Consider the following 15,434-nt stretch of genomic DNA (forward strand, 5'->3'; position numbering starts at 1 on the left):
TCGCTCGTCACACCGTGCAAGCAAAAACAATAAACGGCGGAGAGATGGAATGTCGAGTAACGCAACGGACCAAACCGGGCGGCTCGATCCGACCGAACGGGGCGCTTTCCTGGGGGCTCTGATCGGCTGGGTTTTCGACTATTACGAGATCTTTCTCGTATCGGTTCTGGTGGTCCCCATTGCCGTCGAATTCAAGCTCAGCACGGAGGAGATTGGTTTCATCTTCTCGATCCAGCTGCTGTTCCTCGCGATTGGTGGTGTCTTCTTCGGCTGGCTCGCCGACCGCATCGGTCGCAAATCCGTTCTGATCCTCACGATCCTGATCTATTCGATCGGCACCATGGCCCGCGGCCTGTCCGCGAATTACGCGATGCTGCTGGTCTTCACCGCTTTCGCCGGTCTTGGCATCGGTGGCGAATACGGCGTCGGCCAGACGCTGGTCACCGAAACCATCCGGCGTGGTCGCCGGGGCTTCTTCAGCGCCTTCCTCTATGGCGGGTCCTATCTGGGCATCGTTATGGGGGCGCTGGTGGGGGGCCATCTGACACCGGTGATCGGCTGGCGCTTGACCTTCGTGCTGTCCGGCCTGCCGGTGCTTTGCGCCCTTTGGGTTCGCCGGCATACGCCTGAATCGGAAATTTGGCTCCAGAAGCGCGCGAAGACGCCCGCTATCCTTGCCTTGCCCACCGGCATCGTCGGCCGTCGCTACCGGCGCACCTGGCTCCTGTGCGTTCTGGCCGCGGCGCTACAGTTTTTTGCCTATTACGGTGCAGCCAGCATGCTGCCGAACTATCTGGTGCACCACGGTTCCTCGATCGCCGGCGCGTCCTATTGGCTTATCTTCACCGCTTTCGCTGGGGCCATAGGCTGCGCCACGGTCGCTTTCCTGAGCGATCGCATCGGCCGGCGGGCGTCGCTGTCCTTCGTGGCGGCTTGCGCCTGCTTCGGCGGGCTTTGGCTCGCCTTCGGCTGGCATCAATTGCTGACGGGGCGGATGTGGATTCTGATCCCCTTCTTCATCCTATTCTTCGGGTCCAACGGCGCCTCCGTCTTCGGCGCGCTGTTCAGCGAATCCTTCCCCGCCGAAATTCGCGCGACGGCCGTCTCCTCCGCCTTGCAGATCGGCCGCGGCCTGTCTTTCTTCCCGCCTTTGATCGCTGCCTTCCTCATCCCGCGCTTCGGGTATCAATCTGTCGTTTTCCTGAGTGCCGGCCTGTTCGGCTTGCTCGCCCTCGTCGCCTGGCTTTTCCGCGAGACTGCGTTCACCGAGACGGAAGCCGATGTCGAGATGATCGAGGTTCGGCATACGGACCCGCTCGGCACCCGCGCCTGAGGGGGATCAGTGTGAGCATCGACAGTTTCGGCACGCTGTCGCCCTTCGCCAACGGCGACGGGCAGGCAAGGCTTTTCTCTCTGCCCAAGCTTGCCAAGGCTCTTGGCATCACGCTTGACCGCTTGCCTTATTGCCTGCGCGTCCTGCTGGAAAATCTCCTCCGGCATGAGGATGGCGATACGGTGCTTGCCGCCGATATCGAGGCCTTGGCCCGGTCGGCGCCGGGCAGCCGGCCAAGTCGGGAAGTCGGCTTCTTCCCGAGCCGGGTTTTGATGCCCGATTCCTCCGGTGTCCCTGCCATCTGCGACCTGGCCGGTATGCGCGATGAGGTGGCGGCCCAAGGCGGGGATCCGCGCCTGATCGACACGGTTATTCCTGTCGATGTCGTGATCGACCATTCGGTCATGGTCGATTTTGCCGGTGTGCCGGATGCCGTCACACGCAATATGGCACTGGAATTCCGCCGTGCCCGCGAGCGCTACGCCATGCTGCGCTGGTCCGAGACCGCGTTCGCGGGCCTGCGGATTGTGCCCCCCGGCAACGGCATTCTGCACCAGATCAATCTCGAATATCTCGCGACCGTCGTCTCGGTCGAGAGGCAGGGAACAAGCGTCCTGGCCATTCCCGACACGCTGGTGGGTACCGACAGCCACACGCCGATGATCAATGGGCTTGGGGTGCTGGGCTGGGGCGTGGGCGGCATCGAGGCAGCCTCCGCCATGCTCGGCCAACCGATCTCGATGCTGATCCCCGCGGTCGTCGGCTGCCGGCTGACGGGTCATCTTCGTCCTGGCGTGACCGCGACGGACCTCGTTCTTCATCTGACCGCGGTGATGCGCGGCAGCGGGGTGACAGGCTGTTTCGTTGAGTTCTGCGGCGCGGGTCTGGACGGCCTGCCGGTCGCCGACCGCGCGACCATTGCCAATATGGCCGTCGAATGGGGTGCTACCTTGGGGTTTTTCCCGATCGATGGTCAGACCATCACCTATCTGGCCGGAACCGCCCGCGCGCCCGAGCAGGTGCAACGCGTCTCGGATTATGCCCATGCCCAGCAGCTTTGGCGGGGCGGGGCGGAGCCCGCCTTCGACCGCATCCTGGAGGTTAATCTTGGGACCGTGCTGCGTTGCCTCGCCGGTCCCCGCCGACCTGACCAACGCGTGCGGCTGGCCGACGCAAGCCGCAGCTTCCTGGATCTCGCAGCTGCCCCGGCGGCCCAAGACCCGCACCCGGCCAACGGCGATATCGTGATCGCCGCGATCACCAGCTGCACCAATACCTCCAACCCTGCCGTCATGCTCGCGGCCGGGCTTCTGGCGCGTAACGCGACGGCGCTGGGGCTGCGGCCGAGGCGCTGGGTCAAGACCTCGCTCTCCCCCGGCTCCCGGCGGGTGAGCGAGTATCTGGAGGCGACCGGCCTGCAGGCTTCGCTCGATGCGCTGGGCTTTCAGCCGGTCGGTTACGGCTGCATGACCTGCATGGGCAATTCCGGCCCGCTGGCGCCAGAGGTGGAGGACGCGATCCATGGCCGTGCGGTGACGGCTGTCGCTGTGCTGTCCGGCAACCGCAATTTCGAGGGAAGAGTACATCCTTTGGTGCGCGCGAGCTACCTCGCGTCACCACCGCTCGTGATCGCCTATGCGATCGCGGGCAGCATTCTGATTGACCTGGAAACCGAGCCGCTGGGGCAAAGTACGACCGGTCAAACGGTCTATCTGCGCGACATCTGGCCGTCGGATGCCGAAATCGCGGCATTGACCGAGGCCGCCGTCACCCGCGCGCTATTTGCCGAGGGTTACCGCGACCTTTTTCACGGCCCCGCGCTGTGGCGGGACCTGCACGGCCCGGCAACGCCGCTTTTCCCTTGGGATGCCGCCAGCACCTATCTGCGCCGCCCGCCCTATACGGCGATCCGGCCGGCGCTTGGGGCATTACCGCATATTCGCGGGGCCCGACCGATCGCGATTCTTGGCGATGATATCACGACTGATCACATCGCCCCGGTGGGCGCCGTTCCGGCCGACAGTGCGGTGGCAGCCTATCTGCAGGCAAGCCATGTGGCGCCGGACGCTTTCGACTCTCTGGCCTCACGCCGCGCCAATGCCGAGATCGTCGCCCGCACCGCTTTCAGCAATATTCGGCTGCGCAACCTGATGGCGGAGGGGAGCGAGGGCAGCGTCACCACACACCAGCCTTCGGGGGAGCTTATGCGCTTGTTCGAGGCATCCGAGCGCTATCGCAGCGAAGGGACGCCGCTGATTATCGTTGCCGGCGCAAATTACGGTATGGGATCCTCCCGCGACACGGCCGCCAAGGCGGTGCAGTTGATCGGCGTGCGGGCCGTGCTGGCGGAAAGCTTCGAACGCATTCATCGCTCCAACCTTGTCGGCATGGGTGTGATGCCGCTGCAATTCCAGGCCGGCACGACCCGCGCCGGCCTGGCGCTGGACGGCGACGAGACGTTCGATATCCTCGGCCTGTCCGCAGCCGAACCACTGGGCGAGGTTTGCTGCCTCATCCATCGCAGTTCTGGTCGAACCGACGCCCACAGGCTGCATCTTCGTATTGATACAAGCAGGGAAATGGCCTGGTGCAAGGCCGGCGGCATTCTGCCTTTTGTCGGCGGAAGCCTGGCCCGCGCGCCTACGATCACCGCCTGATTATATAAGGAGGATTTATGACCAAGACCCTGAACGACCTTCTCCAGCCCGGCGCTGCGGTCCTGATGCCGGGTGCGGCCAATGCGCTGACGGCCCGAATCATTGAGGATGCCGGGTTCGAGGCGCTGATCGTGACCGGTGCCGGTATCGCCAATACCTATCTCGGCATGCCCGATATCGGCCTGACCACCGTGACGGAGGTCGCGGATCATGTCGCCCGCATCCGCGACGCGTGCAGCCTGCCCATGATCGCCGACGGCGACACAGGCTTCGGCAATCCGATCAATATGCAGCGCACTATCCGCCTGTTCGAACGCGCTGGGGCCAATGCCATTCAAATGGAAGACCAGACTTTCCCGAAGAAATGCGGCCATTTCGAGGGCAAGCACGTGATCCCCGCGCGCGAGATGGTGCAGAAGATCCAAGCCGCCGCGGACGCCCGCCGCGACGCCAATTTTCTGCTGCTGGCGCGTACGGATGCTTATGCCATCGAGGGCCTGTCGGCGGCGATCGATCGGGTCATGCTGTACCAGGAGGCGGGGGCGGATCTTCTGTTCGTCGAGGCGCCGAAGACCGCGGAGGAGTTGCGGCAGATTCCCCGCCAGGCCCCTGGCCGTCATATCTGCAACATCGTCTTCGGCGGCAAGACCGAACCTGTGCCGCAGCAGGATCTGGCGGCGATGGGTTTCGCCGGCGTTCTATACGCCAATGCCGCGTTGCAGGCCGGCATGCTCGCCATGACGACCGTGCTGCAATACCTGCGCGCGCATGGATCGCTGGCCGGTCACGAGGATGCGGTGATGCCCTTCGCGCAACGGCAACAGGTCTTGCGGCTTGCGGAGATGACCGAGCTTGAGCGCCGGTATTCTTAACGGTCCTGTGTTTGATGAAGGAGGGAGATCGGATGGCTATGAAGATATGGCATCATAGTTTTACCGAGTTAGCGCAGCTTCCGGCCTATGCGGAAGGTCTTGACGCGCATTTTCGCAAGATCGCGCGCCCGGATACGCAGATCGTGCTGCACGGCATGCGTCCGGGGACCTATCAAACCAACTACCCGGGCAAGGATATACAATTCGCGTATTTCCAGACCCTTCACAGCCAGCAATTCATCCTCGGCGCGATCGAGGCCGAGCAGCAGGGATTTGACGCCTTCGCCATGATGACCTTGCCGGAACCGTCGATCGAGGCGATCCGAGCCATCGTCGATATTCCTGTGGTGGGCTATGGGGAGAGTGCGATGCTCGTCAGCGGGTTGGTCGGCCAGCGCTGCGGGGTATTGATGTTCATCCGCGAAATGGCGCCGGCCATCGAACGCAATGCCAGACGCATCGGCATCAGCGATCGGTTCGTGGGCGCCTTTGACGTCGGCTTTACCTTCAACGATGTACTCGCGGCCTATGACGATACGGGCAAGCTGCTCGATCAATTCCAGGTCGCCGCGCGCAAGTTGATCGCTCTCGGCGCCGACGCGATCATTCCGGGCGAGGCCCCACTTTGCCTGTTGCTGGCCCGGCACGGCATTTCCAGAATAGACGATGTGCCGGTGATCGATGCGCTGGGCGCCACAATCAAACTTGCGGAACTGTCCGTCGATCTGCGACGGCTGACAGGACTGGCGCCTGCCAACCGTGATTATTTCAGCAGGAAACCGCCCAGAGAACGTCTTCTGGAATTGTTGAACCTTTACGGATTGCACGGGCAACCAAAATAGTGACGGCTCGGCTATGATTGATCTGTTTGAGCCGACTGAACATGCGCTCGACGCGGTTGCGATCCCGATAAGCGACGAAATCGCAGGCGATGTGCTACTTCCGATTTGCCCTCAGCGGGATTATCGGAAGGATGCCTTTGAGCAAAAGGGATAAACGCACATCGTCGCTAGATCGTTTTCGGTTGGTTCTGAATCGGATTTTTGATTCCCCGGCGCGGGGTTGATGTAATTCAAGATGCTGACTGAAGGGAGGTCAGCATCGAATGGCCCGAGCCTTATCCAATGATTTGCGAGAGCCAAGATCGTATGATGCAAAGGTGTGTGTGCAAGCATGACAAACGCCATGCACGTCTAAATGGAGAGTGATGCTTGGTCAAAGAACGTTAGTGGTCTTTTGGCTAATGGCTGGCGTCATGCGCCTATTGAACTAGGCCCCTGTCTAACCAAATTTTTGCTGGTTTAATTAAACCCAGTAATTCCGCCAGCTCGCTGGTGCCGGCAATCACACCTCGCCCTTCATTTGATGAGGTTGTTCCGTCCTATGAAAACATGGGTGACAACTAGCTTGGTTGTGACTTGCGCTGGACGATTTTCGGGCGCTCCGCATGGTTACATTCACTTCGGCATCAGTCCAGCTTCTCGGAAGCTATTAATCAGCGCATCGAATAGACTCAGGTCTGCACGGCTTCGGGCAATGAGCTGTGCACCAGCTACCGCGGCAAAGATCGCGCGGGCTCTTGTTTGACATTTAGCTTTGGGGATAAGGGCGGCAGCTAGCATCGTTGAGAGCCAAGCAACGTTGATGTCTGCGAAGGCTTGGACCTCAGTCTTCACAGCATCGGGGAGATCATCATATTCAGCCGCCATGAAGCTGCAAAGACACATTCTATTCTCCTCTTCCAAGGATCGTCGAAAAAGTCCTGGATAGGCGTTGAGCGCCTTAATGGGATCGCCGATCTGCGTCGTAAGGGCCTCGAGATTCTTTGCAGTGTCCTCCCAATAGCGCTTAGCAACCGCAGCGCCCAACTCGGCCTTGCCGGGAAAATGGTAATAGATGCTCGCGGCCTTGATCCCAACGTCCGACGCGATATCACGGAGGTTCAGGCCGCCGTACCCGTGCGCCTGCGCCTTCCGTCGCGCGGCCTCAAGGATAGCTTCTCTCGCATTCTCACTCATCGAGCCATTCCATTTCATCTACCAATTGTTAGATAGGGTATTGACGGCCTAAAAGAAAGGTCCTAGTCCTCAAACCTGCCAAACGTTAGGTAGGATAAATCAATGACTGGAAATATTACACGTCTGGACGCGAGCCGCCTCGCTCAACTCATTGCGAGCCGCGAGCTTTCTCCCGTCGAGGTGGTGCAGGCTCACATCGACCGCATCGCCGAGGTCGACTCTAAAGTGAACGCCATTGTGACGCTTGCTGATGGCGCGATGAATGCCGCTAAGAAAGCCGAGGCCGCGCTGATGTCCGGCGAAAAGCTCGGGCCGCTTCACGGTGTTCCCTTTACGGTCAAGGATAGTATCGACACGGCAGGCGTCCTCACGCAACGCGGCTCACCGATCTTCAAGGGGCGTATTCCCGATACCGACGCCACCGCCGTGGCCCGGATCAAGGCTGCCGGCGGCATCCTCATCGCAAAGACGAATTTGCCGGAGTTCGCATACTCGGTTGAGACTGACAATCTGCTGACCGGCCGAACGAACAACCCTTGGAACCTTGACTATACCCCGGGCGGCTCCAGCGGAGGTGAGTCGGCCGCGATTGCTGCCGGGATGTCCCCGCTCGGCCTGGGCAGTGACGTCGCAATCTCGACCCGGGGTCCTGCAGCGCACACCGGCATCGTCGGCCTCAAGGCTACCCACGGTCGCGTGCCGGCGTCTGGACACTGGCCGCGGGTTCCGCGCCGTTTTTGGCACATTGGCCCGATGGCGCGCAGCGTTCGCGATGTGGCGCTTGCCTATTCTCTGCTCGCCGGTCCCGACGGTGCCGACGGATTTTCCACCATCGCCCCGAGCGTTGATACCGGCACGGGTACTTCAAACCGTCCGCTGCGCGTCGGTTGGCTGACAGACTTCTTTGGGCCGCTCGATCCCGAAGTGGCGAAGACGGTGAAGGAAGCGGCTAAGGCATTGAGCGTCGCGGGCTGTCAGGTCGAAGAGGTTAGTCTGCCGATTCTGAAGGAAACCGATGGCGTCACCATCTTCTGGAAGCTTCAGCAGATGGAAACCCGTTCGGTGTTCGAAAAGGTTACCGCCGGTCACGAGGATCAAGTCTTTAATCATGTGAAGGCAATCTTCGGCACGCCTGACACTTCGATTGAAGATTTTGTCGCTGGCGAGCAGATCATGGAGCGGCTTCGCGACACCTTCGCCGAGTATTTTCAGCGCTATGACGTGCTGCTGTGCCCAGTGACGCCTTTCCCGGCGACAAAGCATGGGCTCGATGATGTTGTGATAGACGGCCAGGCGTTCTCGCCGTTCCAGGTCATGAACGCGACCGCGATCTTCAGCCTCACGGGCAATCCAGCAATGACGTTGCGGTTCGGGACAAGTCGGGATGGTCTCCCGATCGGCGTCCAGATCGTTTCGTCGTGGTTCGCAGAGTCGACGATGTTCGCTGCCGCGTTACGCCTTGAAGAAGTAAGCCCAGTCCGCGACCTTCATCCGGCAATCTGAGGTCAAGGGGCGGGAGCGAGTCTCCTGCCCTCACTACCAGGAGTATCGCAACATGAATGAGAAGTACGAAGACATCAAAGTTAATTCGATTGGCCGAAGAATTATCCTCGGCTTCGCCGCAGCAGCGGCTGCGTTGCCCATCGCCGTCCAGATGAACGTCGCACATGGAGCAGTGGAGATCCCAGCGGCCTTGCGCGGGATCAAGGCGATGACTTTTGATATTCAGGGAACCCTGTTCGACTATTATACGCCGTTCATCGGCATCAGCGCCGATGTGGGTTCCCGCACGGCAATCCACCAAAACTGGCCGGGCTTCTTGGCTGAATGGAATGCGGGCGCAGGATCTATTATCCAGGAAGTCATCACAAAAAAACGCTCATGGATTCCGCCCGGTCAGGTATTTCGCAAATCGCTCGACAATCTCATTACGGCTCGCGGGTTAGCTGCCAAATTCGATGAGGCAGACCGCGTCGAGCTGATGACAGTCTGGAGCCGAATGGTGCCGTGGCATGACAGCGTTACAGGTATCAAAAGCCTCCAGCAGAAAGTAACAGTTGCGACGCTTTCTAATGCGGGCATGGCCGCAGTAATCGGGCTTGTTAAGCATGCTGGGCTGGCTTTTGATGCGGTCTTAAGTGGGGAGTTGGTTCACTCCTATAAGCCCTCACCCGACGTATACCGCTCCGCATCGACCTATCTCGGATTTCCACCAAGCGAGATCATGATGGTCGCGGCCCACAAATTTGATCTAAAAGCCGCTAAGGCTAATGGTTTCAGGACGGCTTACATCCCAAGACCTTTTGAGATTGGACCAGCAACCAAAGTTGATCATTCTCCCGAACCCTACATCGATATTATTGCAAGGGATCTCGTCGCGCTATCGGCGAATATTGAGCCGGCCTGAAATCAGCCCGCTCTGTGCCCCCTCCGAAGTTATTGCGCTATCGACTATGATCCTCCGGGCGTCTTCGGCGCGTGGCCGACGACGATTGCACCGGCATGGTACTCGATGGGCAACTCCAATTCGGACATGCCAGCGCAGGCCAGGTGCGGGGTTTTATAAGCAGACATCACGCCCATTGCGGCATCCCCACGGCTTGGCGATTCCATAGCGCCGTTTTCAACGGCGGCACGCTGATGGGCCTCGCGATCGTCGGCAACCCAGTTGCCCTTGCCCTGTCAGGCAGATGCATCCTGGAGGTGAACCGACTTTGCATTTATGGGATAGAACGTTACGGTGTATTATTAGAGGCGATCGGTCAGTCTTTGCCTGGAGAACTTAGAAAACACAAACGGAGCTACTGAAGGGACCGCAGAATGGATCTCGAGGGACGATGGAAACTCCCGCCGACCAACCTGATCGCCAGCTCGGCGGCTCGCAAGTGGAAGGGGATTGGCGTCGAACTCAGACGCCATAGTGCCGGGGAAGTGCCTGAGATGGTGGCGGATCGAATGGTCATCGCGATCGCTGTCCGAGGAAATCACCGGGCTATCATTCATCGGCGGGGAAACGGCGTCCGGCAAGCGACACACGCATCGCGAGGAACCGTTTGGCTCTGCCCGCAGGGTGTTGCCGAAGATAATATTCGGATCACATCGGCTATCCCCGAAATGTTGCATATCTACTTGCCGGCGGCGACATTTGTTGCCCTAGCGAAGGAAGATAACTTCTCAGACGTAACGCGACAAAGCATTCGCTACAAGGCAGGCTTCCAAGATCCTCTGCTGTTTCAACTGGCCGCCGTCCTTCTCGAAGAACTGACGGCAGAGACGTCGTCTGGACGCCTTCTCGTCGAGACAGCGGCCCTAACCGTCGCAGCACGCCTTCTACACAGCCATGGCGAGGCGGCGTTGCCCTACGCAGCCCGCACCCGGCCAGCGATCGGCTTGGACATTACACGGTTGCGTCGCGTGATCGACTTCATTGAAGCGCACACAGATGAGGATGTCGGGGTTGATGACCTTGCCTCCGTCGCATGCCTCAGCCCGTTCCATTTCTCACGGGCCTTCAAGGAGGCGACGGGTCTCACGCCACACCGCTTCATCAGTCAAAGGCGTCTTCAGCGCGCCAGACTTCTTCTAGAAACGTCTGAGCTATCGATCACCGATGTCGCATCGATGGCAAACTTTTCCTCTCAAGCGAATTTCACACGGGCCTTCAGCCGCATCATCGGCATATCACCGGGGGAGTACCGGAGGCGCCGCACTTAGCGAATGCGCGGCTACCGGCGGGCGTAAGAGCAAGATCTGGAAAAAGGTCCGCAGTTAGGGAAAAGACGGAAGGATCGGTTACCGCGTATAGCCGCATAACGCAACGACTTGATCCGATCCCACTTCGGCTTCTCCTGGAATGGAAATCCCCCGATGAGCCTGGATCCCGTCTTCCTATCGCGCCTGCAGTGGGCCTGGGTCATCGGCTGGCATATTCTTCTGCCGGCATTTACAGTGGGCCTCGCCTCTTACATTGCTGTGTTGGAGGGGCTGTTCTTCTTCACCGGAAACAATATCTGGTTTCGGATTTCGCGCTTCTGGACGCGCATCTTTTCCGTAGCCTTCGCCATGGGCGTTGTCACCGGAATCATTATGCCCTTTCAGTTCGGAACGAACTGGTCGCGCTTCTCTGATGCCGCCGCCAATGTGATCTCGCCCATGTTGGCGTACGAGGATCTCATGGCTTTCTTTTTGGAGGCGACCTTCCTAGGCGTTCTTCTGTTTGGCCGAGGTCTAGTCCCTCGTTGGGCTCATTTCCTGGCGGCTTGCATGGTGGCGGCGGGCACCTTGATGTCGTCTTTCTGGATTTTGTCTGCCAATAGCTGGATGCAAACGCCCTCGGGCTTCGTAGAGCTTGATGGAAGATTCTTTCCCGAAAACTGGATGGCAATCGTCTTCAACCCGTCCTTTCCCTATCGCCTGGCACATAATGTCACCGCCTTCTATCTCACTACTGGTTTTGTCGTGCTCGGCGTCGGAGCCTATCTCGTGCAGTGCGATCACGCTCGCGAGGAGGGAAGGCGGATCGTGCTTATGGCGCTAAGCTTACTGGCCATCTTCGTGCCGCTTCAGTTTTTACTGGGCGATCTTCATGGCCTCAATACGCGCGAATATCAGCCGGCCAAGCTGGCCGCTATGGAAGGAAGATGGGACACAGCATCACCGGCGCCATTGACGCTTTTTGCGATTCCCAACCAAAAGGAAGCGCATAACGACTACAACGTTGATGTGCCATACCTGGGAAGCCTGATCCTAACGCACTCGTTGACGGGTGCGGTCAGGGGATTGAAGGACTGGCCGGCGGATGAGCGGCCACCGGTCTGGCCGGTATTCTTCGCCTTCCGGATCATGGTCGGGATCGCCTTCATCATGCTGGGTGTCGTGATGCTTGGCTGGTTCCTGCGTCTTCGCGGCGGCTTGTTCGAGACCCGTTGGTTCCTGCGCCTCTGCCAATGGACGGCACCGGCGGGCTTTTTCGCGGTGCTGGCAGGCTGGACAGTGACCGAAGTGGGACGACAGCCTTGGACGGTCTATGGCATGCTGCGTACGGCCGATTCAGTATCCCCATCGCTGCGCGGTGCGGACGTTATGGGATCGCTCCTGCTCTACATGGTCGTCTATCTAATTCTGTACCCTGTGGGAGTCGCTGTCATGGCGGTCATGGTTCGCAATGGACCCGCACGTGACGAGATGCCACCGCCGATCGCGGGGCAGCAATCACGCCCACCCATTGCCACCGTGACGGAGTCAAAATGATGGGTGGAGGACTCCTCGATCTCGTGCCGATTTGGACGGCGATTATCGCCATCGGCGTCTTTCTCTACGTCCTACTTGATGGTTTTGATCTGGGCGTCGGGATGCTCTACGGATTGGCGCCAAAGGATGACCGGGCAACAATCATGAACAGCATCGCGCCCGTCTGGGACGGCAATGAAACCTGGCTCATCCTAGGGGGAGTCGCATTGCTTGCGGTGTTTCCCCTCGCCTTCGCCATCATCATCCCCGCGGTCTATTTTCCGATCCTTTTGATGCTTCTGGCACTCGTATTTCGTGGAGTCGCCTTCGAGTTTCGGTTTCGGCAGCCCTGGCTCTCCCGTTTTTGGTCGCGAGGCTTTTGTGTGGGCTCCGGCCTCGCAGCCTTCGCGCAGGGCGCAGTCCTTGGCAGCATTATTCAGGGCTTCACCGTCCAGAACCGTGTTTTCGCCGGAACGTCCTGGGATTGGCTGACACCCTTCTCCGTCACGACCGGTGTCGCCCTCATGCTCGGCTATGGGCTGTTGGGTGCCGGATGGCTTGTGATCAAGACTGAGGGTGCGCTGCAAGCCTGGGCGCGCCGGATGGGCCGTGTTTGCCTCATCGGCGTCGTCGTCGCGATCCTGGCCGTGAGCGTATGGACGCCGCTGGCGGACACTGCGGTCGCACGGCGCTGGCTCGCGATGCCGAACATCATTTATCTTGCTCCTATACCGCTGCTGACGGCGGTTCTTGCTTATGCCGCTTGGCGCTCGCTCGACGGCTGGGGCGGAGATAGCGCGCTATTTTTCGCGGCAATGGGATTGTTTCTTCTGTCCTATCTCGGTATCGCCATCAGCCTCTGGCCAATGATCGTGCCTTACCACTACACGCTTTGGCAGGCCGCATCGTCGGCGGGTACGCAAGCCTTTCTGCTTGTCGGTACCTTAGTCCTCCTGCCGATCATACTGATGTACACGGGATGGTCCTACTGGGTATTCCGGGGGAAAATGCGAGGCGATATCGGATATCACTAAGCCGCGCCCTCGACGACCACAGGCCATTTGCAAAAACGCCGGGAGAGCATGACTCAAATACAACAACTGATCGGACTTCTTGGCGTTCTCATCGTGCAACTCGGCAACTTTGTAACGCCAGGAAGTCCGCTGATGGCTCTAGTGCCGCTTGATGCGATTTATTGTGGCAAACTATCGCGAGATTGCGCTCAGGGACGTGCGGCCAGGCCAGCCCGTATCGGTTCACGTGGATGCTTACGGGATCGACCTGAGAGGCGTGGTGGATGCACTGCCACCAGCATCCGGAGCTACCTTCGATGCTATCGCGTCCGATAATGCCACAGGTAATTTTACCAAGATCGTGCAGCGCCTGCCGTTGAGGATTCGGCTTCTTCCTCATCAGGCGTCGGCCAAGTTGCTGCAGGTCGGGCTTTCGGTTGAGACATCGATCGACACGACATCCTCCGCAGTTCCAGACACGGCGCAACAGGGAAATTGATCGCCGCAGAGAGATCCTGTTGGCGATGCGAAGGATGACAGTTGTGACGAATTCAGTGGAGCCGATTGGACCAATGAAAGCTATTCAGATCGCCAGCTTTGGCGGCATCGAGGTGTTGACCTACGAGGAAGTTGAACGGCCAAAGCCAGGACTTGGCCAGGTTCTCGTGCGTGTGGAGGCTTCGGGCGTGGGACCGTGGGATGTCTGGATTCGCGAGGGTCGAAGTGTCCTTCCCCAACCGCTGCCCTTGATTCTCGGCTCCGACCTTGCGGGGGTGGTCGAGGCGGTGGGTCCCGGTGTGGAAGCGTTTGCCGTGGGAGATGCAGTGTTCGGTGTAACGAACGGCCGCTTCATCGGCGCCTACGCCCAACTCGCAGTGGCGGAGGCGGCGATGATCGCCCACAGACCGTGGCAGATCAGCGTGCTGGAGGCGGCGTCCGTGCCGGTGATCGCCACAACAGCCTGGCAGATGCTGGTGGATCACGCGGAGGCAAAGGCCAGCCAGAACGTCCTGGTCTTGGGCGGAGCAGGCAATGTCGGTGCCTTTGCCGTGCAGATGGCGCGCCACCTGGGTGCCCGGGTGGTCGCGACCGCCCGGAGCACTCAATTCGGTGACGTCCGGACCCTGGGCGCGGATGCGGTCGCGGACAGAGTGGAGCTAGCCGTCAGCCAGGTCGCCGGCGGGCTCGATGTTGTGATCGATACGCTGGGCGGCAGTGCTCTGGCGGAGGCCATGGAGGCGGTGCGGCCTGGTGGCGTCGTTATCTCAGCCGTTGAGGAGCCGGATCAGACGGTCGCAGCGCGTCGTGGCATTCGCGGCTCCTTTATGCTGGTCGCGGTGACAAGCGAACGGCTCGGGAAGATTGCCGCTCTAATGAGCAGGCGTCGTCTCGTCGCCCGAGTGGGGGAGATCATCCCACTGAGTGATGCCCGTCTCGCGCACGAAATGCTAGGAGGCCTCCAACACAAGCCTGGCAAAATTCTCCTCGTGCCGCCTAGCGACACGGACGGACCCGAACACGTTCTGTAACGCCCTTTCTCAGGAGATAAACTATGAAGATCGTCATTGTTGGCGGAGGCGGCCTCATCGGATCGCGGACCGTCACCATACTCCGCGTTGGCGGCCATGATGTCGTGGCGGCCGGGCGCACTTCGGGCGTAAACACCGTGACCGGCGAAGGCTTGGTGGAAGCACTCGCGGGCGCTCAGGTTGTGGTCGATGTGACGAACCCGCCCTCCTTCGAGGATGCGGCGATTCTAGCGTTCTTCGAGACATCCAGTCGCAATCTGCTCGCGGCCGAAGCAGAGGCTGGCGTAAGGCACCACGTTGCCCTGTCGGTCGTCGGTGCCGACCGCCTTCTGGAAAGTGGCTACTTGCGCGGGAAGTTGGCCCAGGAAGCAGTGATTCAGAGTGCAACTACCCCCTATACTATCATCCGTTCGACCCAGTTTCTGGAATTCCTAAGCGGCATTGCCGCTTCAAGTGCCGATGGAACCGTGGTCAGGCTCTCATCCGGCCTGTTTCAGCCCATCGCTGCGGACGACGTGGCGGAGATCTTGGCCGATATGGTGGTCGCCGCGCCCCAAAACGGTATCATCGATATCGCTGGCCCGGAACGCGCCCCGTTCAACGAAATCGTCGCTCGCTACCTCAGGGCGGTCGGCGACAGCCGAGAGGTCGTCAGTGACCCCGAGGCGCGATACTTTGGCGCCCAGGTTCAGGAGCTCTCGCTCGTGCCATTGGGCCAAGCGCGGCTCGGCCACATTGATTTGAACGAATGGCTCCGCCGTATGCCGGCCGCAGCCTGATCGC

General features: G+C 60.0%; 14 protein-coding genes. 13 read left to right on the forward strand and 1 reads right to left on the reverse strand.

Translation table 11 applies throughout. The features are described 5' to 3' along the window. Nucleotides 1-49: 49 nt before the first annotated feature. Genes ACELLULO517_RS20525 through ACELLULO517_RS20540 form a run of 4 tightly spaced genes read left to right on the forward strand, consistent with a single transcriptional unit; the run spans nucleotide 50 to nucleotide 5,704 of the window. A complete protein-coding gene (locus tag ACELLULO517_RS20525; protein ID WP_227309292.1) occupies nucleotides 50-1,333 on the forward strand; it encodes an MFS transporter in 1,284 nt (427 codons plus the stop codon). Nucleotides 1,334-1,344: 11 nt separating this feature from the next. Continuing rightward, nucleotides 1,345-3,990, forward strand: a complete 2,646-nt coding sequence (gene acnA / locus ACELLULO517_RS20530) for an aconitate hydratase AcnA (protein WP_227309293.1) — start codon at nucleotides 1,345-1,347, stop codon at nucleotides 3,988-3,990. A 17-nt stretch (nucleotides 3,991-4,007) separates the two neighbouring features. After that, nucleotides 4,008-4,862, forward strand: a complete 855-nt coding sequence (locus ACELLULO517_RS20535) for an isocitrate lyase/PEP mutase family protein (protein WP_227309294.1) — start codon at nucleotides 4,008-4,010, stop codon at nucleotides 4,860-4,862. A gap of 32 nt (nucleotides 4,863-4,894) precedes the next feature. Beyond that, on the forward strand, nucleotides 4,895-5,704 hold the full coding sequence (locus ACELLULO517_RS20540) for an aspartate/glutamate racemase family protein (RefSeq protein WP_227309295.1): 810 nt from the start codon (nucleotides 4,895-4,897) through the stop codon (nucleotides 5,702-5,704). A gap of 615 nt (nucleotides 5,705-6,319) precedes the next feature. Here the strand turns inward: ACELLULO517_RS20540 and ACELLULO517_RS20545 are convergent. Then, nucleotides 6,320-6,880, reverse strand: a complete 561-nt coding sequence (locus tag ACELLULO517_RS20545; RefSeq protein ID WP_227309296.1) for a TetR/AcrR family transcriptional regulator — start codon at nucleotides 6,878-6,880, stop codon at nucleotides 6,320-6,322. 102 nt (nucleotides 6,881-6,982) lie between these two features. Here ACELLULO517_RS20545 and ACELLULO517_RS20550 point away from each other — a divergent pair, with 102 nt between their 5' ends. The 9 genes from ACELLULO517_RS20550 (at nucleotide 6,983) to ACELLULO517_RS20590 (ending at nucleotide 15,430) form a co-directional block, all read left to right on the forward strand. Continuing rightward, complete coding sequence (locus tag ACELLULO517_RS20550) at nucleotides 6,983-8,383, forward strand: amidase (protein ID WP_227309297.1); 1,401 nt, start codon at nucleotides 6,983-6,985, stop codon at nucleotides 8,381-8,383. Nucleotides 8,384-8,435: 52 nt separating this feature from the next. Then, nucleotides 8,436-9,287 carry a haloacid dehalogenase type II gene (locus tag ACELLULO517_RS20555; RefSeq protein ID WP_227309298.1) on the forward strand — a complete coding sequence of 284 codons (852 nt, stop codon included), beginning with the start codon at nucleotides 8,436-8,438 and terminating at the stop codon, nucleotides 9,285-9,287. Between the two features lie 71 nt (nucleotides 9,288-9,358). After that, the gene (locus tag ACELLULO517_RS20560; protein ID WP_227309299.1) at nucleotides 9,359-9,688 is read left to right on the forward strand and encodes an XF1762 family protein; all 330 of its coding nucleotides are present in this window, start codon (nucleotides 9,359-9,361) and stop codon (nucleotides 9,686-9,688) included. A gap of 12 nt (nucleotides 9,689-9,700) precedes the next feature. Next, the gene (locus ACELLULO517_RS20565; RefSeq protein WP_227309300.1) at nucleotides 9,701-10,594 is read left to right on the forward strand and encodes a helix-turn-helix domain-containing protein; all 894 of its coding nucleotides are present in this window, start codon (nucleotides 9,701-9,703) and stop codon (nucleotides 10,592-10,594) included. A 153-nt stretch (nucleotides 10,595-10,747) separates the two neighbouring features. Continuing rightward, nucleotides 10,748-12,130: a cytochrome ubiquinol oxidase subunit I gene (locus tag ACELLULO517_RS20570; protein ID WP_227309301.1), complete on the forward strand. Its 1,383-nt coding sequence runs from the start codon at nucleotides 10,748-10,750 to the stop codon at nucleotides 12,128-12,130. Then, nucleotides 12,130-13,143 carry a cytochrome d ubiquinol oxidase subunit II gene (cydB, locus tag ACELLULO517_RS20575; RefSeq protein ID WP_227309382.1) on the forward strand — a complete coding sequence of 338 codons (1,014 nt, stop codon included), beginning with the start codon at nucleotides 12,130-12,132 and terminating at the stop codon, nucleotides 13,141-13,143. Before ACELLULO517_RS20570 ends, cydB begins: the two co-directional genes overlap by 1 nt. Before the next feature lie 163 nt (nucleotides 13,144-13,306). Further along, the gene (locus tag ACELLULO517_RS20580; protein ID WP_227309302.1) at nucleotides 13,307-13,621 is read left to right on the forward strand and encodes an HlyD family secretion protein; all 315 of its coding nucleotides are present in this window, start codon (nucleotides 13,307-13,309) and stop codon (nucleotides 13,619-13,621) included. 73 nt (nucleotides 13,622-13,694) lie between these two features. Further along, complete coding sequence (locus tag ACELLULO517_RS20585; protein WP_227309303.1) at nucleotides 13,695-14,651, forward strand: NADP-dependent oxidoreductase; 957 nt, start codon at nucleotides 13,695-13,697, stop codon at nucleotides 14,649-14,651. A gap of 23 nt (nucleotides 14,652-14,674) precedes the next feature. Beyond that, nucleotides 14,675-15,430: an SDR family oxidoreductase gene (locus ACELLULO517_RS20590; protein WP_227309304.1), complete on the forward strand. Its 756-nt coding sequence runs from the start codon at nucleotides 14,675-14,677 to the stop codon at nucleotides 15,428-15,430. Nucleotides 15,431-15,434: the final 4 nt, after the last annotated feature.

Origin of the sequence: Acidisoma cellulosilyticum (genome assembly GCF_020621385.1) — a bacterium.
Taxonomy (GTDB): Bacteria; Pseudomonadota; Alphaproteobacteria; order Acetobacterales; family Acetobacteraceae; genus Acidisoma; species Acidisoma cellulosilyticum.

What these genes read in the sequence shown, in the direction of transcription:
- ACELLULO517_RS20555 (WP_227309298.1), top strand. Translation starts at nt 8,436, where the DNA reads ATGAATGAGAAGTACGAAGACATCAAAGTTAATTCGATTGGCCGAAGA.
- ACELLULO517_RS20545 (WP_227309296.1), bottom strand. Translation starts at nt 6,880, where the DNA reads ATGAGTGAGAATGCGAGAGAAGCTATCCTTGAGGCCGCGCGACGGAAG.
- ACELLULO517_RS20550 (WP_227309297.1), top strand. Translation starts at nt 6,983, where the DNA reads ATGACTGGAAATATTACACGTCTGGACGCGAGCCGCCTCGCTCAACTC.
- cydB (WP_227309382.1), top strand. Translation starts at nt 12,130, where the DNA reads ATGGGTGGAGGACTCCTCGATCTCGTGCCGATTTGGACGGCGATTATC.
- ACELLULO517_RS20535 (WP_227309294.1), top strand. Translation starts at nt 4,008, where the DNA reads ATGACCAAGACCCTGAACGACCTTCTCCAGCCCGGCGCTGCGGTCCTG.
- ACELLULO517_RS20590 (WP_227309304.1), top strand. Translation starts at nt 14,675, where the DNA reads ATGAAGATCGTCATTGTTGGCGGAGGCGGCCTCATCGGATCGCGGACC.
- ACELLULO517_RS20585 (WP_227309303.1), top strand. Translation starts at nt 13,695, where the DNA reads ATGAAAGCTATTCAGATCGCCAGCTTTGGCGGCATCGAGGTGTTGACC.
- ACELLULO517_RS20565 (WP_227309300.1), top strand. Translation starts at nt 9,701, where the DNA reads ATGGATCTCGAGGGACGATGGAAACTCCCGCCGACCAACCTGATCGCC.
- ACELLULO517_RS20525 (WP_227309292.1), top strand. Translation starts at nt 50, where the DNA reads ATGTCGAGTAACGCAACGGACCAAACCGGGCGGCTCGATCCGACCGAA.
- ACELLULO517_RS20540 (WP_227309295.1), top strand. Translation starts at nt 4,895, where the DNA reads ATGGCTATGAAGATATGGCATCATAGTTTTACCGAGTTAGCGCAGCTT.
- ACELLULO517_RS20570 (WP_227309301.1), top strand. Translation starts at nt 10,748, where the DNA reads ATGAGCCTGGATCCCGTCTTCCTATCGCGCCTGCAGTGGGCCTGGGTC.